At 70.9% G+C, this 15,746-nt stretch carries 15 protein-coding genes and 1 tRNA gene; 7 read left to right on the top strand and 9 right to left on the bottom strand.

Annotation, left to right across the window (positions count from 1 at the left end; genetic code table 11):
- The first annotated feature begins 55 nt into the window (after positions 1-55).
- Complete coding sequence (locus tag ABZW32_RS10095) at positions 56-934, top strand: hypothetical protein (RefSeq protein WP_356213796.1); 879 nt, start codon at positions 56-58, stop codon at positions 932-934.
- A gap of 153 nt (positions 935-1,087) precedes the next feature.
- Here ABZW32_RS10095 and ABZW32_RS10090 read toward each other — a convergent pair whose 3' ends face one another.
- The 3 genes from ABZW32_RS10090 to ABZW32_RS10080 form a co-directional block, all read right to left on the bottom strand.
- Positions 1,088-1,285, bottom strand: a complete 198-nt coding sequence (locus ABZW32_RS10090; protein WP_356213794.1) for a DUF397 domain-containing protein — start codon at positions 1,283-1,285, stop codon at positions 1,088-1,090.
- Between the two features lie 212 nt (positions 1,286-1,497).
- Positions 1,498-2,385: a helix-turn-helix transcriptional regulator gene (locus tag ABZW32_RS10085; protein ID WP_356213792.1), complete on the bottom strand. Its 888-nt coding sequence runs from the start codon at positions 2,383-2,385 to the stop codon at positions 1,498-1,500.
- A 278-nt stretch (positions 2,386-2,663) separates the two neighbouring features.
- Positions 2,664-3,407 (bottom strand): GPP34 family phosphoprotein, encoded by a 744-nt coding sequence (locus ABZW32_RS10080; protein ID WP_030232012.1) that lies wholly within the window; start codon positions 3,405-3,407, stop codon positions 2,664-2,666.
- 185 nt (positions 3,408-3,592) lie between these two features.
- Here ABZW32_RS10080 and ABZW32_RS10075 point away from each other — a divergent pair, with 185 nt between their 5' ends.
- The 3 genes from ABZW32_RS10075 to ABZW32_RS10065 all read left to right on the top strand — a co-directional run bounded on the left by ABZW32_RS10075 (position 3,593) and on the right by ABZW32_RS10065 (position 8,673).
- Positions 3,593-6,400, top strand: coding sequence for a hypothetical protein (locus ABZW32_RS10075; protein WP_356213790.1), 2,808 nt, complete (start codon positions 3,593-3,595; stop codon positions 6,398-6,400).
- A gap of 185 nt (positions 6,401-6,585) precedes the next feature.
- Positions 6,586-8,367: an MFS transporter gene (locus ABZW32_RS10070; RefSeq protein ID WP_356213946.1), complete on the top strand. Its 1,782-nt coding sequence runs from the start codon at positions 6,586-6,588 to the stop codon at positions 8,365-8,367.
- 99 nt (positions 8,368-8,466) lie between these two features.
- Positions 8,467-8,673 carry a hypothetical protein gene (locus tag ABZW32_RS10065; RefSeq protein WP_356213788.1) on the top strand — a complete coding sequence of 69 codons (207 nt, stop codon included), beginning with the start codon at positions 8,467-8,469 and terminating at the stop codon, positions 8,671-8,673.
- Between the two features lie 144 nt (positions 8,674-8,817).
- Here ABZW32_RS10065 and ABZW32_RS10060 read toward each other — a convergent pair whose 3' ends face one another.
- Both ABZW32_RS10060 and ABZW32_RS10055 read right to left on the bottom strand, forming a co-directional pair.
- On the bottom strand, positions 8,818-11,124 hold the full coding sequence (locus ABZW32_RS10060; RefSeq protein WP_356213786.1) for a hypothetical protein: 2,307 nt from the start codon (positions 11,122-11,124) through the stop codon (positions 8,818-8,820).
- Positions 11,125-11,219: 95 nt separating this feature from the next.
- Positions 11,220-11,564 carry a hypothetical protein gene (locus ABZW32_RS10055; RefSeq protein ID WP_356213784.1) on the bottom strand — a complete coding sequence of 115 codons (345 nt, stop codon included), beginning with the start codon at positions 11,562-11,564 and terminating at the stop codon, positions 11,220-11,222.
- A 232-nt stretch (positions 11,565-11,796) separates the two neighbouring features.
- Between ABZW32_RS10055 and ABZW32_RS10050 the strand changes: the two genes are divergently transcribed.
- Positions 11,797-12,111 (top strand): deoxyxylulose-5-phosphate synthase, encoded by a 315-nt coding sequence (locus ABZW32_RS10050; protein ID WP_356213782.1) that lies wholly within the window; start codon positions 11,797-11,799, stop codon positions 12,109-12,111.
- Positions 12,112-12,156: 45 nt separating this feature from the next.
- Here ABZW32_RS10050 and ABZW32_RS10045 read toward each other — a convergent pair.
- The 4 genes from ABZW32_RS10045 to ABZW32_RS10030 all read right to left on the bottom strand — a co-directional run bounded on the left by ABZW32_RS10045 (position 12,157) and on the right by ABZW32_RS10030 (position 13,559).
- A tRNA-Arg gene (locus ABZW32_RS10045) sits at positions 12,157-12,232 on the bottom strand.
- 379 nt (positions 12,233-12,611) lie between these two features.
- The gene (locus tag ABZW32_RS10040) at positions 12,612-12,758 is read right to left on the bottom strand and encodes a hypothetical protein (RefSeq protein WP_356213780.1); all 147 of its coding nucleotides are present in this window, start codon (positions 12,756-12,758) and stop codon (positions 12,612-12,614) included.
- A 128-nt stretch (positions 12,759-12,886) separates the two neighbouring features.
- Complete coding sequence (locus tag ABZW32_RS10035) at positions 12,887-13,039, bottom strand: hypothetical protein (protein ID WP_356213778.1); 153 nt, start codon at positions 13,037-13,039, stop codon at positions 12,887-12,889.
- Between the two features lie 22 nt (positions 13,040-13,061).
- Positions 13,062-13,559, bottom strand: a complete 498-nt coding sequence (locus ABZW32_RS10030) for an NUDIX domain-containing protein (protein ID WP_356213776.1) — start codon at positions 13,557-13,559, stop codon at positions 13,062-13,064.
- A 186-nt stretch (positions 13,560-13,745) separates the two neighbouring features.
- Here ABZW32_RS10030 and ABZW32_RS10025 point away from each other — a divergent pair, with 186 nt between their 5' ends.
- Together ABZW32_RS10025 and ABZW32_RS10020 are read left to right on the top strand one after the other, a co-directional pair.
- Positions 13,746-14,378 (top strand): hypothetical protein, encoded by a 633-nt coding sequence (locus ABZW32_RS10025; protein ID WP_356213774.1) that lies wholly within the window; start codon positions 13,746-13,748, stop codon positions 14,376-14,378.
- A 72-nt stretch (positions 14,379-14,450) separates the two neighbouring features.
- Positions 14,451-15,539 (top strand): XRE family transcriptional regulator, encoded by a 1,089-nt coding sequence (locus ABZW32_RS10020; protein ID WP_356213772.1) that lies wholly within the window; start codon positions 14,451-14,453, stop codon positions 15,537-15,539.
- Positions 15,540-15,746: the final 207 nt, after the last annotated feature.

Genomic DNA, 15,746 nt, shown 5'->3' with positions numbered 1-15,746 from the left:
GCTGAACCGCGCACGCACCCTCCACAACTGACGCATCATCAGCTAGACCGGTGCCATGACGACCAGAGACGATCGGGAACGGCGGGGCCCGGGGCGCGAGCCCGAGGACACCCGGGCCGGGGACTACGCGGAGCTGGCGGCCGTGGGCCCGTACGGGGTCCGCCCCGGCCACGCCCTCATCACCATGGTGGAACCCCACCCGGGCCACGAGTACGCGTACAACCGCTGGTACGAGGACGACCACTACTACGCCGGCGCCATGGCCATGCCCTGGATGTACGCCGGCCGCCGCTGGGTCGCCACCCGCGACCTCCAAGAACTGCGCTACCCGGAGAAGTCGGCGGTCGCCACCCCCGTCACCGCCGGCTGCTACCTCTCCACGTACTGGGTGACCGAGGGCCGCTACGACGAGCACATGAAGTGGACCGTCGGCATCAACAAGCGCCTCAACCGGGACGGCCGGGTCCACCAGGAGCGCACCCACGTCTTCACGGCCTTCCAGGACCACGAGGCGACCGTCTACCGCGACGGGGCCGCCGGACCCCGCGACTTCCACGCCCTCGACCACCCGTACGCCGGGCTCGTGCTCCAGGTCGTCGACGCCGAGGACCCCGGCCGACGCGCGGAGCTGCTGGAACGTTTGCGCTCCCGGGACCTGCCGCGACGGCTGAGCGGCTCACCGGCGGCGATGGTGACCGTCTTCCGGCCGACGCCGCTGCCCGGCGACCGGATGACCTACGTGAAGCAGGTGGAAGGGGTCGACACCCGGCTCACCCTGCTGTGGTTCCTCGAAGCCGACCCGCGCACCTGCTGGGACCGCTTCCTGGGGCTGGACGCGGAGGTCGCGCGATCGGGGCTGGGGCGGGTGGAACTGGTCGCGCCGTTCATCCCGACGGTGCCGGGCACCGACCGCTACGTGGACCTGCTGCGCTGAGGTCCCCGACATGACCGGGCCCCCTCGGCCAGGACGGCGGGCCGGTCGAGGGGGCTTTGGTCGGCGCTGCCGGACCGGCCGTCGGATCCGGCGCCGGACCCGGTATCGGACCTGGCATCGGACAGGGCGCTTCGGTGTTCAGGCGAGGCGCCCTTACCGGCCCGCGACGACGTCGGTGACGAAGGAGGTCCAGGAGGACGGCGCGAAGGTGAGGGACGGGCCGTCCTGCACCTTGGAGTCGCGGACCGCGATCGCTTCCACGGCAGGGGACTTGACCTCGACGCAGGCGCCGTTTCCGCCGGAGTAGGAGGACTTGGTCCAGTTTTCCGTGGCGCCCTGACGAATTGCCATGTTTCTCTCCGGTTCAGCGAGTAGTTCCGGTTGCGTGCCGGTCCATTCCCTGACCGACGTGATCGACGCTACCGGCACCTCCCGAGGCCCGAAGGAGGCATTCACTCGACCGGGTGGCATATTCCGGTCAGGCCTTTTCCGGCCGGGGACCGACGGTGTACGGTACCGGCCCCCTCGCCGCATCAGGCCCTCGGACCGTCAGGTCACCGGGTTCACTTTCCCGTCTTGCCCGCGTAGTGGTCGATGATCTCGCCGATGAACTGCCTGGTCTGGTCGACATTGAGGGCCTGGGCACGCAGGTGCTCGTACATCACGCTGTATTTCTGAACGTCGTTGGCCTTCTCCAGGTACAAATCGCTCGTGACGCCCTCGATGTAGACGACCGTCGAGTCGGAGGCGTCCGGAAATTCCAGAATGGCGTACTGCCCGTTCACACCGGGGTGCGCGCCCATCGAGAACGGCATCACCTGCACCGTGATGTACGGCTGCTGCGACTGCTCTATCAGGTACTCCAGCTGCCGGATCATCAACTGCGGATCGCCCACGTGCCGGCGCAGCGCCGCCTCGTCGATCACCGCCCACAGGCGCAGCGGCCCGACGTCGGGATTGTTGTTGTCCGTCTCCGAGAGCCGCTTCTGGCGGTGCATGCGGACCTGGACGCGCTTGTCCACGTCGGCGGGCGCCGTCTCCGGCAGCGCCCCGCGGATGAGGGCCTGGGCGTACTCCGGGGTCTGGAGCAGACCGGGGACCATCTGCGGTTCGTAGGTGCGCAGGCTGGCCGCGTCGGTCTCCAGCCCGATGTACACGCTGTACGGGATGTCCCCGAAGGCGTGCCACCAGCCCTGCTGGCGGGAGTCCTTGGCCATCTGCATGAGCGAGTCCACGAGCCGGGGGTCCTCGACCTCGTACACCTCGCACAGGTCGCGGACGTCACGCTGGCTGATGGACCGGCGGCCGTTCTCCAGCCGACTGATCTTCGACTGGGAGACGAGGAGGCGTTCGGCGACCTGTTCGGCCGTCATGCCCTTGTCCTCGCGCAGCTTGCGCAATTCCATGCCCAGTCGGCGGCGTCGGACGGTGGGATTGACATTGGACGCCACGGATACGGCACCTCCGCCTTCTTCTGTCGTGGTCTCTCTGCGTGTCTGCTGTTCAGCAGACTGCCACCGAAGGGTGCGACGGCGCTGGGGAACGGCTGGGAAAAGCAGACACGCGGGGTGGCGGGACCGGCTCACCGGTCACGCCACCCCGCGTGCGGGCGGCTTCCGCGCCGGTCCTTGGGGGACCTCCGGTCGCGGCGATCTGTGCCCCGTGCGGCGGATCAAGGGGTGTCACGGGGCCTGTGCGTGCTGCCTGTACGGGTGTTGCGGGTCCGTCCCTAGTGCGCTGCCGCCCGTGCCATCGCACCCGTCCGGCGCGGCTGCAGCGGCACACCGCTGCTCGCCGTGGCCCGGGCGGCGGGCGGCTGGGCCGGAGCCCGGTCGCGGCGCGGCTGGGCGGCCACGCCGTTCTGGACGTCCATCACGGCGTGCGCCACGAGACCGCCCATCGGGTCGTGCCGGATCAGGTCCCGCAGCCGGGACCGTGACGACCGCCCCTCGTTGCCGGGGTACAGGTGCTTGCCGAGTCCGACCGCGTGGGCCAGTGCGGCGAGCGCCGCGGTCCGCGGGTCCGGGGGTACACCGGTGCGGATCGCACTGTCGAGCCGGGCACGGATCTCCCGGCTGATCGCCGTGTCGGTCGCCTGGTAGCGAGTCGTCGGCAACACCCCGCACATCTGTCCCGCGACGGCATGCACCATGCCGCAGCGCTCCAGATGGGCGAGGTAAATCTGGCGGAGCCCCAGCCGGGGTCCGCCGATCCAGTGGACGGCCCGGACCGGGCTGCCGCGCCTGCGCAGCAGTTCCAGTGCGGAGTCCAAAGTCGGATCTCCTGTCGGCCGTGGCATCACCACGGCGATACGATCCCCGTCAGGGGCTATCCGTCCTGCCAGAGCCAGCTCCACTAGCTGTGCCCCGGCCAGGCCGAGGTCGAGCGACTGCGGCTGCGCCGTGGTTCCCGTGGCCGGGTCCAAGGCGAGCAGCAGAAGCTCCTCTGGAATTGTTCTGCGGCTCCTGCCCATCCATGCCTCCCCGCGTGGATGAGTGACAGGGTGACGCCTCTCACATTCATCTGTCGAGAGCGCCTGGCCGCTTTGCGGGGGAACCTGCAGCTATGTCGTTCTCGTCTAGCACAGGGGCGATGCCCCCTAGACGGGACACTGTTAGACGGTTCGGACAGCGACCGGACGGCGATCGAGGAGGAACGGTGGCGGGCGAGTCCCCCGACAAGTCGGTAGATGAAGGAACGTCGGGAACGGCGAAGTCCTCCTCCGCGGAACAGGACCCGAGGCTCTCGGTCTTCCAGCCGCCGCCGCGGCGCGACCCGCTGAAGGAGGCCGTGGCCGCATGGGTCGCGACCGCCGAGCCGACGGGCCCGGCGGACCGGCCCGCCGACGCGGACGCGAACGCGGAAGCCGACACGGACGGTGACGGCGGCGGCGGGGGTACGGAGTCGGACCCGGACTCGGGTTCCGGCCCGGACTCGGGTTCCGGCCCGGGCGCCGGGACCGGCGCGGGCAAGGCGGCCACCGTCGCGGAGCCGTCCCCCGCTCCGGCGGCCCCCGCGAAGCCGGCCGCGCCCGGAGTGGTCCGCCAGGGCTCGGCCCCCTCGGAGACCTCCGGCGGCCCGAAGAAGCCGTCCGCGGACGTGCGGACCACCGCGTTCGGCGTCGTCGTGCCCGATTCCGATTCCGGTTCGGCGCAGGACGAGAAGCCCGCCGACGGGCCCGGGAAGGGTGACGGCGAGCGCACGGCCGTCTTCCGCACGCTGAAGACGGATTCCGCTTCGACCGAGGACAAGAAGCCCGCACAGGACCCGCGCGGCGGAGAGCCGCAGAAGCCCGCCGGCGGGGCCGGCAAGGGCGACGGGGAGCGTACGGCCGTCTTCCGTACGGTGAAGCCGGGGTCTTCCTCCGTGGAGGAAGGGAAGCCGGCGGCCGATCCGCGCGGTGCGGAGCCGAAGAAGCCGTCCGCGGACGTACGGACCACCGCGTTCGGCGTCGTCGTGCCCGATTCCGGTTCGGCGCAGGACAAGAAGCCCGCCGACGGGCCCGGGAAGGGCGACGGCGAGCGTACGGCCGTCTTCCGTACCGTGAAGCCCGGTTCCGCTCCGGCGGAGGACAAGAAGCCCGCGCAGGACCCGCGCGGGGCCGGGCCGGCCGACGCCGGGAAGGCTGACGGGGCCGACAAGGTCGATGCTGCGGACAAGGCCGGCGAGGCGGCCCCCACAGACCCGGCGGACAGGGCCGGGAAGCCCGCCGCTGCGGACAGCGAGCGCACCGCCGTGTTCCGCACGGTGAAGCCGGGCTCGGGCTCGGGTTCCGGCTCCGGCTCCGGCTCCGGTTCCGCTTCCGTGGAGGACAAGAAGCCCGCGCAGGACCCCCGCGGGGCCAAGCCGGCCGACGCCCGGAAGGCGGGCGGCGCGGGCGGGGCGGGCGGCGCGGCCGACGGCGACAGTGAGCGCACGGCCGTCTTCCGGGCCGTCAAGCCGGGCTCCGCCCCGGCCGAGCAGAAGAAGCCCGCGGACGCCGCGCAGGGCGGGGCGCGCTCCAGCACCTTCGTGCCGCTGCGCGGAGACGACCAGCCGGCCCCGCCGAAGCCCGCGACGCCCGCGCCCGCGACGCCGAAGCCCGCACCCGCCGCCCCCAAGCCGTTCGCGACGCCCCCGGCCCCGCCGGCGGCGGCCGGCCGGCTGGACTCCAGCGAGCGCACCACCCAGCAGCCGCTGCCCCCGCGCCCGCCGCTCGACATGCTGGCGGACCTCACCAACAACCCGCCCCCGCCGCCGAGCCCCCTGCGCACCACGGTCCGGCGGTTCAAGATCTACGCGCCGATCGTGCTGCTCCTGGCCGTCCTGCTCGCCGTCGCGCAGCTGGTGCGCCCGCTGCCCGCGCCGAAGCTGGCGATGACCGCGAAGGCCGCGTACACCTTCCCGGGCGGGAAGCCCGATCTGCCCTGGCCCACCGAGGGGCAGGCCTCCATGGCCGCCGCCGGGCTCGGCACCATCGGCTCGTCCGGTGAGCAGAAGCCCGTGCCGATCGCCAGTGTCACCAAGTCGATGACGGCGTACATCATCCTGCGCGACCACCCCTTCAAGAAGGGGGAGAAGGGCGCGATGATCGACATCGACAAGACCGCCGAGACCGAGGGCCAGAAGGACAAGTCGGACAACGAGTCCACCCTCAACACGGTCAAGGAGGGCGAGAAGATCTCGGAGTACGACGCGATCGCCGCCCTCATGATCCCGTCGGCCAACAACATCGCGCGGCTCCTCGCGCGCTGGGACTCCGGTTCCCAGGAGGCGTTCGTCAAGAAGATGAACGACACCGCCAAGGAACTCGGCATGACGAACACCACCTACACCGACCCCTCGGGCCTGGACGCGACCACGGTCAGCACCGCCGAGGACCAGGTGAAGCTCGGTCTGAAGATCGTCGAGATCCCGGCGCTGGTGGACATCACCCGCATGCCCAGCTGGACCGACCAGACCGGCAAGACGTGGCCGAACTGGAACCGCCTGGTCCCGTTCAACGAGTCCCTCGGCATCAAGACCGGTACGACGACCAAGGCCGGCGGGAACCTGCTCTTCGCCGCCTACAAGAAGGTCGGCGACACCAACCAGCTGATCGTCGGGGCCGTCCTCGGCCAGCACAAGCCGCCGATCATCGACAGCGTCATCGCCGCGAGCCGGACGCTGCTGATCCCCACCCAGAAGGCCATCGAGGGCGCGACCGTCGTGAAGAAGGGCGATGTCGTCGGGTACGTGGACGACGGCCTCGGCGGCCGCACCCCGGTCGTGGCCACCGCCGACGTCCAGGCCATCGGCTGGTCCTCGCTGACCGTCGCCCTCAAGCTCGGCGACGGCGGCACCAAGATCCCGGAGACGGCCAAGGCCGGAACCCAGGTCGGGGTGCTGACCGTCGGCGAGGGGGCCAGCCAGGTGAAGGTGCCCGTGGCGCTCCAGCGGGACCTGGTCGCGCCGGGCGCCGGCAGCAAGCTGACCCGTATCGGCTGATCCGATCGCAGGTGCGTCGCCGCGGCGCCCCGGGCAACCCCGGGGCGCCGCGGCGCGTCTAGGGTGCCGGGGCGGGACTCACGTGTCGTGTCGGGGAGAGAGCGTCGGTTGTGACCACCGCTGAGCAGCATGAGCAGCACGGGCAGGGACAGGAGCCGGCCGGGGCGTCCCCCGGGCCGGGCGGCATAGGCGCCGGCCTGCTCGCACGGGCGCACCGGAACCCGGTGGCCGTGGCCGTCGCCGTGGCCGCCGTCCTGCACGTGGTGTGGTTCTTCAGCTTCGCCAACAGCGGCGGGGACCTGGCGGCGCAGGACGCGTGGGCGGAGTTCGTCGGCCGGCACCCCGACACCGCGTACAACCTCGCCTGGTACGGGGGCATGCACCCGGTCTCGTACAGCATCGTGTCCCCGTACGTCATGCACATGATCGGCGTCCGGACCACGATGATGATCGCCGGCACCTGTTCGGCGGGGCTCCTCGCGCTGATCCTGACCCGTTGCCGGGGCGCCGTCCGCCGCCCCCTGTGGCCGGCCCTGGCCGGGGTCTACGGGCTGCTGTGCAACGCCCTGTCGGGCCGGGTCACCTTCGGGCTCGGGGTGCTGTTCGCGCTCGGGGCCGTCGCCGCCGTCTTCTGCTGGCCCCGCAGGTGGGCCCGGCGACGCTGGGCCAAGGCCGCCGTCGCCGCGCCGCTCGCCGGGCTGGCGACCGCGGCGAGCCCGGTCGCGGGGCTGTTCCTCGGGGTGATCGCGGCCGCGCTCTTCCTGAGCGGGCGGCGGCCGGGCGCGTACGCCCTGGGTCTGGCCCCGGTGGCCGTCGTGGGGCTGTCGGCCTGGCTGTTCCCCTTCTCCGGTACGCAGCCGATGAAGCTGGGCTCGGCCTGGCTGCCCTTCCTCTTCGGCCTGTCCCTCGTCTTCCTGGTGCCCAAGGGATGGAAGACGGTCCGGATCGCTTCCGCCGTCTACACCTTCGGGGTGTTCCTGACCTGGGCGATCGACTCCCAGGTCGGCTCGAACGTGACCCGGCTGGTCATGCTCTTCGGCGGTGCGGTGCTGCTCGCCGCCCTCCCGTACACCGCCCCCCGCTCGCGGCGCCGGTACGCGGTGCTGGCGGCCTTCGTGGGGCTGACCGCCTGGATCACCACCAACAGCGTCACCGACATCGTCCGTACCACCCCGGTGGCCGCCTGGAACCGGGAGCTGGCCCCGCTGATCGACCGGCTCGGCAAGGAGGGTGCCGACCGGGGCCGGGTCGAGGTGGTCCCCGCCAGCAGCCACCGCGAATCCTCGGCGTTCCCCGCGTACGTCAACCTCGCGCGCGGCTGGAACCGGCAGGCGGACCTGGAGCGCAACCCGCTCTTCTACGACGGCACCCTCACCGCCGACCGCTACCGGGCCTGGCTGGAGCGCTGGGCCGTCCACTACGTGGTGCTGCCCGCCGACACACCCGACTCGGGCGGGGAGGCCGAGGCGAAGCTGGTGCACGCGGGACTCCCGTACCTCCACGAGGTGTGGGGCGACGAGAACTGGCGGCTGTTCCGGGTGGCCGACCCGACGGACCTGGTGTCCGGACCGGCCGACGTGGTGCGGGCGGGCGCCGATCAGCTGGTCATCGACGTCAAGGCCCCCGGCCGGGTCCTCGTACGGATCCCCCACTCGCCCTGGCTGGGCCTGGTGGACGCACGGGGCAAGGCGGTCGAGCCCCCGCGGGAGACCCCCGCGTCCAAGGCCCGGGGTACCGCCGCGGCCGGGACGGGCACACCGCCCAAGGAGTACGCCAACACGTCCGGGTGCCTCTTCAAGGCGGCCCCCGACGCCGCCGGGGACACCTGGACGGAGCTGCTGGCGCCGGCGCCGGGGGAGTACCGGGTGGCGGCGAAGTACCAGCTCCCGCGGGGTACGCCCTGCCCGGAGGAGCTGATCCGGGCCACCGTGGGCAGCCCGAAGCGGCCGGCCGCGCCACGGCCTTGATCCAGCATTCTTTACGCATGGTCCGGGTGCATTGGTCCGTATATCTGCATACGATCCCAGTAGTCCGATTGGGTGCTTCCCGAGGGAGTTGACGACGGGATGAGCAAAGAGCAGAAGCAGGACGTCCAGGCGGCGATCGCGAAGGCGTCGGAACGCCTCCAGCTGCCCCACGCACCGGGTGGTCACGGCTTCGAGGGTCCGGTCCGGACCAAAGTCAAGGGCGGGGTCCACACCAAGGCGTCCCTGAAGCGGGCCGGTACTCCCCAGGGCGACCGGATCGGCGAGCGCAGCAGAGGCCTCAGCTGACCGGCGCTGCCTGACGCGCCCCCTGCCCCGGTCATGACGCACTTCGCCCTCCCGGCCCGGCCGGGAGGGCTTCCGTCCCTCCTGACCAGGGCCGCCGCTCCCCCCCACCCGGGCCGTACCGGCCCTCCTGGCCTTTTGGCCGCCCTAGCCCTCCTGGCCGTCCTCTCCCTCCTCTCCCTCCTCCGCGTCGTCCTCGTGCAGGTCCTCGATCCGCCGCCGCAGGTACTCGATGTCGGCGCTGAGGCCGACCAGGATCCGGTTCAGCTCTTCGAGGGCGGGCAGCGGGATCACCGGGGTGTGGGCGCCCACCTCGGGCTCCAGCAGCTTGAGCCGCTCCAGCGCGTCGTGGGCGGCCGAGAGGCTCGTGCGCAGGACGTTGCGGTCGTCGGCGGCCCGCCGGCTCGCGGGCCGGCCGTCCACGCCCGCGGGCGCCAGGAAGACGGCCGCGGCGCCCTGCCCACCGGCCCCGTCCGCCGTGCCCTCCGGCGACGCGGCGGAGGCGTCGACGGGTCCGCCTACGGGTGCGCCGACGGGTACGCCGACGGGTGCGCCCGGCGAGCCGGTACCCGCCGGGGCCGCCGCCCTCGCCCGCGCCTCGTCGGACGCGGCGACCACGTCCCACTGGTACAGCTGCTCCGGGACCCCGTTCTCGTCCCGGGCGATCCGGTCGGGCTGCGCGAGGTCCGCCCTGAAATGGACGTACGTCCGGCCCGGGGCCCCGGCGTCCGGATCCTTGCGGATCAGCTGGCGCAGGGTGACGGCGTTCTCGGGCAGGGCGTCGCCCCGGAAGCCGTTCGCCGCCAGCGCGAGGGTCCACAGCCCCAGCTCGTTGTCCTGCCGGGACAGGTCCTGGACCACCTGGTTCACGTCCGAGCGGAAGGGGACCCCGCCCTTCTCCTTCGGGGCGCCCAGCGCCGAACCGACGTTGCGCGTCAGCAGCTTGTCCGCGATCAGGGCGATGCCTCCGGCGACGGCCAGGGTGCAGCGCGCGTTCAGGTCCCCCCGCGAGGCCGGCCCGATCAGCGAGGTGAAGTCGCCGGTGGGGACGGGGTCCCAGTCCAGCATCACGTCGTTGGTGAGGACACCGCCGTTGCTCCACGCGTTCCGGGCCTGCTTGGTCACGGCCCGCTTGTGACTGCGCCACGGCAGGTCGACCAGCGGCCCCAGGAGCTCCGCGAACCCCTTCAGCGCCATCCGCCGACCGCCCTTGATGGCCTTGGCCTGGTCCTTCAGCTGCTCGAACAGCCCGGCCCGGGTGAGCGCGTGGACCAGGTAGACGCTGCGCCACAGCGGGGTGCCGGGGATGGTCCGGTCGCGGAACGCGGTGGGCAGCTCGTCGGGCGAGGTCCGGCCGACGGCGAGCCCGTAGACGGCCTGGAGGTCTTCGGCCGGGACCGGCGAATCGCCCTGCTGGATGACCCGCTTGAGGGCGCGGGTGATGACCTCGACGTGCTGGGCCGCGTCGTCCCACACCTTGAAGTCGACGTGGACGCTCGCCAGGATCGAGCGGATCGCGTCGTCGAAGAGGTCCTCCGGGGCCAGCGGGTGGCCGGGGTGGTGCTGGGCTCCCACCGCGATCTGCGCGGGCACCACGAACGTCTGGGCGATCTGCGCGGCCCGCAGTCCGGGTTCCAGGAGGCCCATCTCGTGCGCGAACTCCTTGCGGATGCCCTCACGCCACTGCTCCCGGTGCTCGGCGAGCCGCTCGTCGAGCGCGGGGGCGGCCTCACCGGCGTCCGGGCGGACGCCGCCGAAGAGCGAGCCGACCGCGTGCTCCGCCGTCCTGGCGGCGTCGGCGTCCGGGCCGGCGAGGACGTTCCAGGCGCTGGCCAGCCGGGTGATGCCGTCGCGGACGACCAGGCCGTGGAAGGACGGGGTGCCGTCCTCGAAGGTGATCTCGACCGGGTGCGTGATCAGGCTCCTGGTCACCTTCCGGGCCAGGATGGAGGAGGCGTAACTGTTGATCGACAGGGTGCCGTGCAGGGTCTGCCAGACGTGGTCCTTCAGGTGGCCGAAGTCCTTGTACCGGTAGCGCACGACGGCGCACGGCCGCCCGGCCCGCGTCAGCCCCTCCACCTGCGGGTCGGGTACCTCGTTGACCTCCATGCCGGTCCGGGGCTGGATGCCCGGCAGCAGTTCGCTCAGGTGCACCCGCGTCACCACCGAACGCAGCGTGGCGCCCTCGACGTTCTCCTCCAGCAGCAGCCCGCCCGGATCCCCCGTGGACGGGCGCAGCTGCAGGGCGATGCCCTCGGGCACCGTGGTCGCCCGCGCTATGGCCCGCCAGGCCCCGTCGGGCAGCAGGGTCTGCGGGTTGGCGGCACCGGCGGCGATGGCCTCCCCCCGCGCGGAGGGCTCGCCCGGAGCCGGGAGGTCGCGATCGATGCTGGAGACGATGACCGTCTCGGAGCCCCAGGTGACGGTGAGGGACTGGGGGGTGTTCACGGGCATGGGCAGGTGACCTCCGAAGTTACTTAACACCTAAAGATTCAAGCTCTTAACTCAACTCTGGAATCCGCTCGATCCGGCGTGCCGCGCCGGTCGGATCACAGCAGTCCGTCTCGCGCGAGGGCGTACTTCTCGAACAGTTCGGGCAGCGGATTCCGGCCGCTCCGGTCGAGGGACGCGTAGGCGGAGGCGATCAGCACCACCTGGGCCAGCGGATGACCGGCGGCCATGACCCAGACAGTCGCGTTCTCGGACGTGGGGAGCCGCCGGGGGAAGGTGACCAACCCGAGGCTTTCGAGTTCCCGGGTGATCTGATGACTCAGATCGGCACTGAGCCGGTTGCGATCCGGGGCCGCGCACTGCTTGATGAGCCGCATCGAGATTGCCTTGACGCCGCCGTCGAGCGCGACTCCACCGACAATCGCATCAATGGTGAGCTCCATGGGCGAGAACACTAAAAGCGGAACGCCCCACCGGCCCAGTGTCGTTCCGGTCACCTTGCCGCTCGCGCTGGCTTGAATTCCGTCGAACAAAAAGGCGACAGACCTTACCGTCCGACTAAAACCGCAGAATTAATTCTGTTAATCACGGCGGGCGAGGAGAGGGGCCGCCGGGGCGGTCGGCGCACGGGAAATCCGGTGGCGGTGCACCGGCCCGGCGACGGACAGTGGCCGGATGCCGCACCGCTCCGCGTACGTCTGCCTTTCGTGCCGCGTCTCCTTCAAGCACTCCGAGCCGCGGACGTACCGCTGCCCGGGATGCCGTCGGGAGATGCTCCTCGCCGGTGACGCCTTCGAGGCCCCGCCGCAGCGGGACCGGGACGCCTGGAGGGTCGTCTCCGTCCTGCTCCACGCCGGACTGGACTTCCGGCAGGGCTGCTGCGGCTGCGGACCCGGCTACCGGCCCCGGACCCTGCGCGAGGTGCGCGAACGGCTCACGTACGCCCGACGCACCGGGACCCCGATCGCCCGCGCCCTCGCCACCCCCTAGCGCAGCAGAACGGCCCGGAGCGTGATCGCTCCGGGCCGTTCTCTCTGGTGCCCCCGGCAGGATTCGAACCTGCGACACCCGCTTTAGGAGAGCGGTGCTCTATCCCCTGAGCTACGAAGGCGGGGCCTTGCCGGAAACGTTGCCGGAAACCCCAGAGGGATCACCCGATCCGCTTCGACAAGCGTGCTGGTCAGATGACGTGCGCCCGCCCGGGTCGGAGGTGTCCTCGCGGACACTTTCCCCGGCACACGCCTGGTAGTCGACTGACCGCTGACAGCGTAGCGGATCGTGCTGGGAGTGGTCGCATGGATTGTGGCAGGAACGGGGCTGAGGCGACGCCGTGGTCGTGACCTGGGGATTCTGAGCGCCTGGGGTGGTGGGCGCGGAGGCTGGGCGCGCTGCGGAGCCTGGGAGGGGCGGCCCGGACGTCCGTTCTGGCTGCTTGCTCCCTGTGGGGGCGCAAATGGTGCGACGGCTGCACCCTGGGGTGGGTGCGGCCGTCATCGGGGTGAGGCGCGAGTCAGGCGGTGCGGAGCTCTGTTGGCGTTGCTGCGGGCCTCAAGGCGGATCCGGTGGCTGGTGGCGTTCCGCGAGGGGGCGAAGCCCAGTACGGAGATCTTCTGACGCTCGACGCCGTAGGCGATCATGCGGCGACTCCAGCGGCTGGGGTCGAACTGGCTGTGGACCGACTCGGAGGTGTCTTGCGGGATCTGCTGGAGGTGCTCGGCCCGGTGGAAGGCGCGCTCGCTGTCGCTCTTCAGGGGCCGGCCGCTGTCTACGCACCGCAGGGACTCACCTCACCGGGCACCTCCGTGTCCGGCACACCGCCGACCTGCCCGTGGTGCAGACCGACCGGCTCGCCGACGTCATTGAAGGGGTGGAACGGCTTCATGGGCGACAGCGCGGCGTCCCAAGGTGAATCGGACATCGCTCTCTCCTGCCTCCAGGGTCTACGACCACCCTCGGAGCGTGACCTGGGGGCCGCCGTGCAGGAAGGCTAGTAGGGCATTGCCCGACGTGTGGACGAATTCGCCCGGCAGATCATCGACATGGGCCCAGCGGACCTGGGAGTGCTTGTGGGGCTCGCGGTTCTCGGGCTCGCCGGTCCACTCGTGAGTGGCGAAGACGACCGCTAGGTAACCGTTGGGAGCCTCGACGCCCCAGGCGCCGTGGATGACGTGAACGACCTCGAGCGAGTCGGCTTTCACCGTGAGTCCGGTCTCCTCGTAGAGCTCGCGGACCGCGGTTTCGGTGATGGGTTCGCCGGGCTCGCTCTTGCCGCCAGGTAGGTCCCACATGCCCGGGCCGAACTTGGCGTTCTTGCCGCGCTGGAGGAGCGCGACGCGATGGGCGGTCCGGTCGTGGACGATGACCGCCGCGACCAGCAGGGTCATCGAGTCGAACGCCGGCCTGAGTTCCTGGGAGGGGCCGTTGGTCTGCTGAGTCACAGGGTTCCTTGGTCGGGCCGGCGACCAAGCGGGCCGTGGCGTGCTCTGAAGCCGTGCTTGGGTCGGCAACATTCGGTGGGCGTCAACTACGCATCATCTTAAGGCTCGTGGAGGGAGAACTTATAAAACTGACGCCTCGTTTGCGGTAGCCTCCTTATAACTTCCTGCCCAATCATCGGAGGCTCCGTGTCCCAAGGCGTCCATGCCCAGCTGGCGGCGCTGGGAACGAAGTTGGAGTACCTGCACCCGCCTCTGTATGCCGGCGAGGCGGCGCGGCGAACGGCCACCCCCAACCATCCGGCGAACACTGCCGGGACGCGCGCCTATCAGGAGCACGTGCGCATGCTGAGGGAAGCGCACATCCGCCACGAGGGGTGGAAGCGGCTTCTTCACGACCATCTCGAACTCGTCTGCAACCCGGAGAAGACGCTCGCCATCGGCACCATGGTTGGCGACGCGGCCACCGGTAGCGCGAGCCTCCACCCCACCAACCTCCACAAGAGGGGCGCCGCCACGGAGCGCGCCGCCGAACACAACGTGCAGCTCGGGCTCTTTCCGCCGCCCGTCGATCCGAACGAAGTCCTCCTCGATGAAGACGAGGCCCTGAAACTCAAGACCTGGTTCCTGGTCTCGTACCGAGTGAAGGCCGAGGGCGGGGTGCGGATCCACAGCGAGCTGTCGCTGCCAGGTCAGGTCGATCGCGGGTTCGTCGTGAAGTGGGAGCAGCGGATACTGCTGCCGGTCATCGAGATGGACGAAATCGAACTGTCGGACGAAGATGGACCCGACGAGATCGACATCTCCGTCGAGTTTCGCTGAGGCCCATCATGTGGGGTGGCCGCGATACTGGCCGCCCCACCCGCACCATCCGGATCCCGAGGCAGTCTCACCATGGTGACCCCGTCCCGCATCACGCTGGCCCGAAAGCGCCGGGGCCTGACGCTCGCCGAGCTTTCCCAACTGGCGGGGGTCTCGCTTCAGAGCCTGTCCAACTATGAGACCGGCCGGACGGCACCCCGACGTACCACCGTGGAGCGGCTCGCAGGCGCGCTCGGCTTCCCGGGAGACTTCTTCACCGGTCCGGAGCTCGACGAGCTGCCCGCTGAGGGCATCTCGTGGCGTGCTCGAAGCAGGACTCCGGCCCGCACTCTTGATGCCGCGCGTGCCGCCGGCACGCTGGCCGCGCTCCTCTATGACTGGATCGAGGAACGCTTCCGTCTGCCGGTTGCCGACATTCCCTCTCTCGGCAAGCCCGACCCCGAGACCGCGGCCGAGATGGTCCGCACGGCGTGGGGGCTGGGGAGCTCCCCAGCCCCCAACATGGTGCACCTCCTGGAGGCGTACGGCGTCCGAGTCTTCTCGCTCGCGCCCGACTACGCGGAAGTCGACGCCTTTGCTGTCTGGCGCGGGAGGACCCCGTTCGTCTTCCTGAACACGATGAAGTCCGCCGAGCGCAGCCGCTTCGACGCCGCCCACGAACTCGGACATCTCGTTATGCACGGCAGCGACCGAGAGTGTGCCGGTCCTGAGGCCGAGCGCCAGGCGAACGACTTCGCCAGTGCCTTCCTCATGCCTGCTTCGAGCGTGCTGGGCCACATGCCGGCTGGGGCCCACGTCGATCAGATCCTCAAGGGCAAGGCCATCTGGAACGTGTCCGCGATGGCCCTGACCTACCGCATGCACGACCTCGGACTCCTCACCGACTGGCAGTACCGTTCCGCCTGCACCGAGCTGAGCCAGCGGGGCTACCGCAAGGCGGAGCCCGCAGGCATGAAGAAGCGGGAGACGTCCCAGGTGCTCACCAAGGTTTTCCAGGGCCTGCGCTCCACGGGGATGAAACCGGCGGCGGTGGCCGCCGAGCTGAGCCTCACGCCGGACGAGATGAACAAGATGCTCTTCGGCCTGACCATGACGATGGTCGTCGGCGGCGGCCAGCGGGCCGCATCGGAGCCTCGGCGTGCCCTGTCCCTGGTGCCCTGAACGGCCGATACGCGTCCTCGGTTTCGGCCTTTCGCGGTCTGCTCCTGCATGGGCTCCCAAGGACCGCAGCGATGAGGTGGAAGGGATGCCCGCCGAAGGTTCGAGCGCACTGGACGGCGCTGGGTGAGCGAGGTCGCCGGGCCTCGGGGTGACGGCCGGACGCCGCGCGAACAACGCGACCGGCACAGGGGAGCCGAAGGGCCTCGA

Origin of the sequence: Streptomyces sp. NPDC004667 (assembly GCF_040609475.1) — a bacterium.
In the GTDB taxonomy this organism is placed as follows: domain Bacteria; phylum Actinomycetota; class Actinomycetes; order Streptomycetales; family Streptomycetaceae; genus Streptomyces.
Note: the sequence above shows the minus strand (reverse complement) of the source record. Positions and strands in the feature narration are given on the sequence as shown.

What these genes read in the sequence shown, in the direction of transcription:
- ABZW32_RS10080 (WP_030232012.1), bottom strand. Translation starts at nt 3,407, where the DNA reads ATGGGCAGGAGCCGCAGAACAATTCCAGAGGAGCTTCTGCTGCTCGCC.
- ABZW32_RS10055 (WP_356213784.1), bottom strand. Translation starts at nt 11,564, where the DNA reads ATGGAGCTCACCATTGATGCGATTGTCGGTGGAGTCGCGCTCGACGGC.
- ABZW32_RS10060 (WP_356213786.1), bottom strand. Translation starts at nt 11,124, where the DNA reads ATGCCCGTGAACACCCCCCAGTCCCTCACCGTCACCTGGGGCTCCGAG.
- ABZW32_RS10050 (WP_356213782.1), top strand. Translation starts at nt 11,797, where the DNA reads ATGCCGCACCGCTCCGCGTACGTCTGCCTTTCGTGCCGCGTCTCCTTC.
- ABZW32_RS10095 (WP_356213796.1), top strand. Translation starts at nt 56, where the DNA reads ATGACGACCAGAGACGATCGGGAACGGCGGGGCCCGGGGCGCGAGCCC.
- ABZW32_RS10065 (WP_356213788.1), top strand. Translation starts at nt 8,467, where the DNA reads ATGAGCAAAGAGCAGAAGCAGGACGTCCAGGCGGCGATCGCGAAGGCG.
- ABZW32_RS10040 (WP_356213780.1), bottom strand. Translation starts at nt 12,758, where the DNA reads ATGATCGCCTACGGCGTCGAGCGTCAGAAGATCTCCGTACTGGGCTTC.
- ABZW32_RS10090 (WP_356213794.1), bottom strand. Translation starts at nt 1,285, where the DNA reads ATGGCAATTCGTCAGGGCGCCACGGAAAACTGGACCAAGTCCTCCTAC.
- ABZW32_RS10035 (WP_356213778.1), bottom strand. Translation starts at nt 13,039, where the DNA reads ATGTCCGATTCACCTTGGGACGCCGCGCTGTCGCCCATGAAGCCGTTC.
- ABZW32_RS10020 (WP_356213772.1), top strand. Translation starts at nt 14,451, where the DNA reads ATGGTGACCCCGTCCCGCATCACGCTGGCCCGAAAGCGCCGGGGCCTG.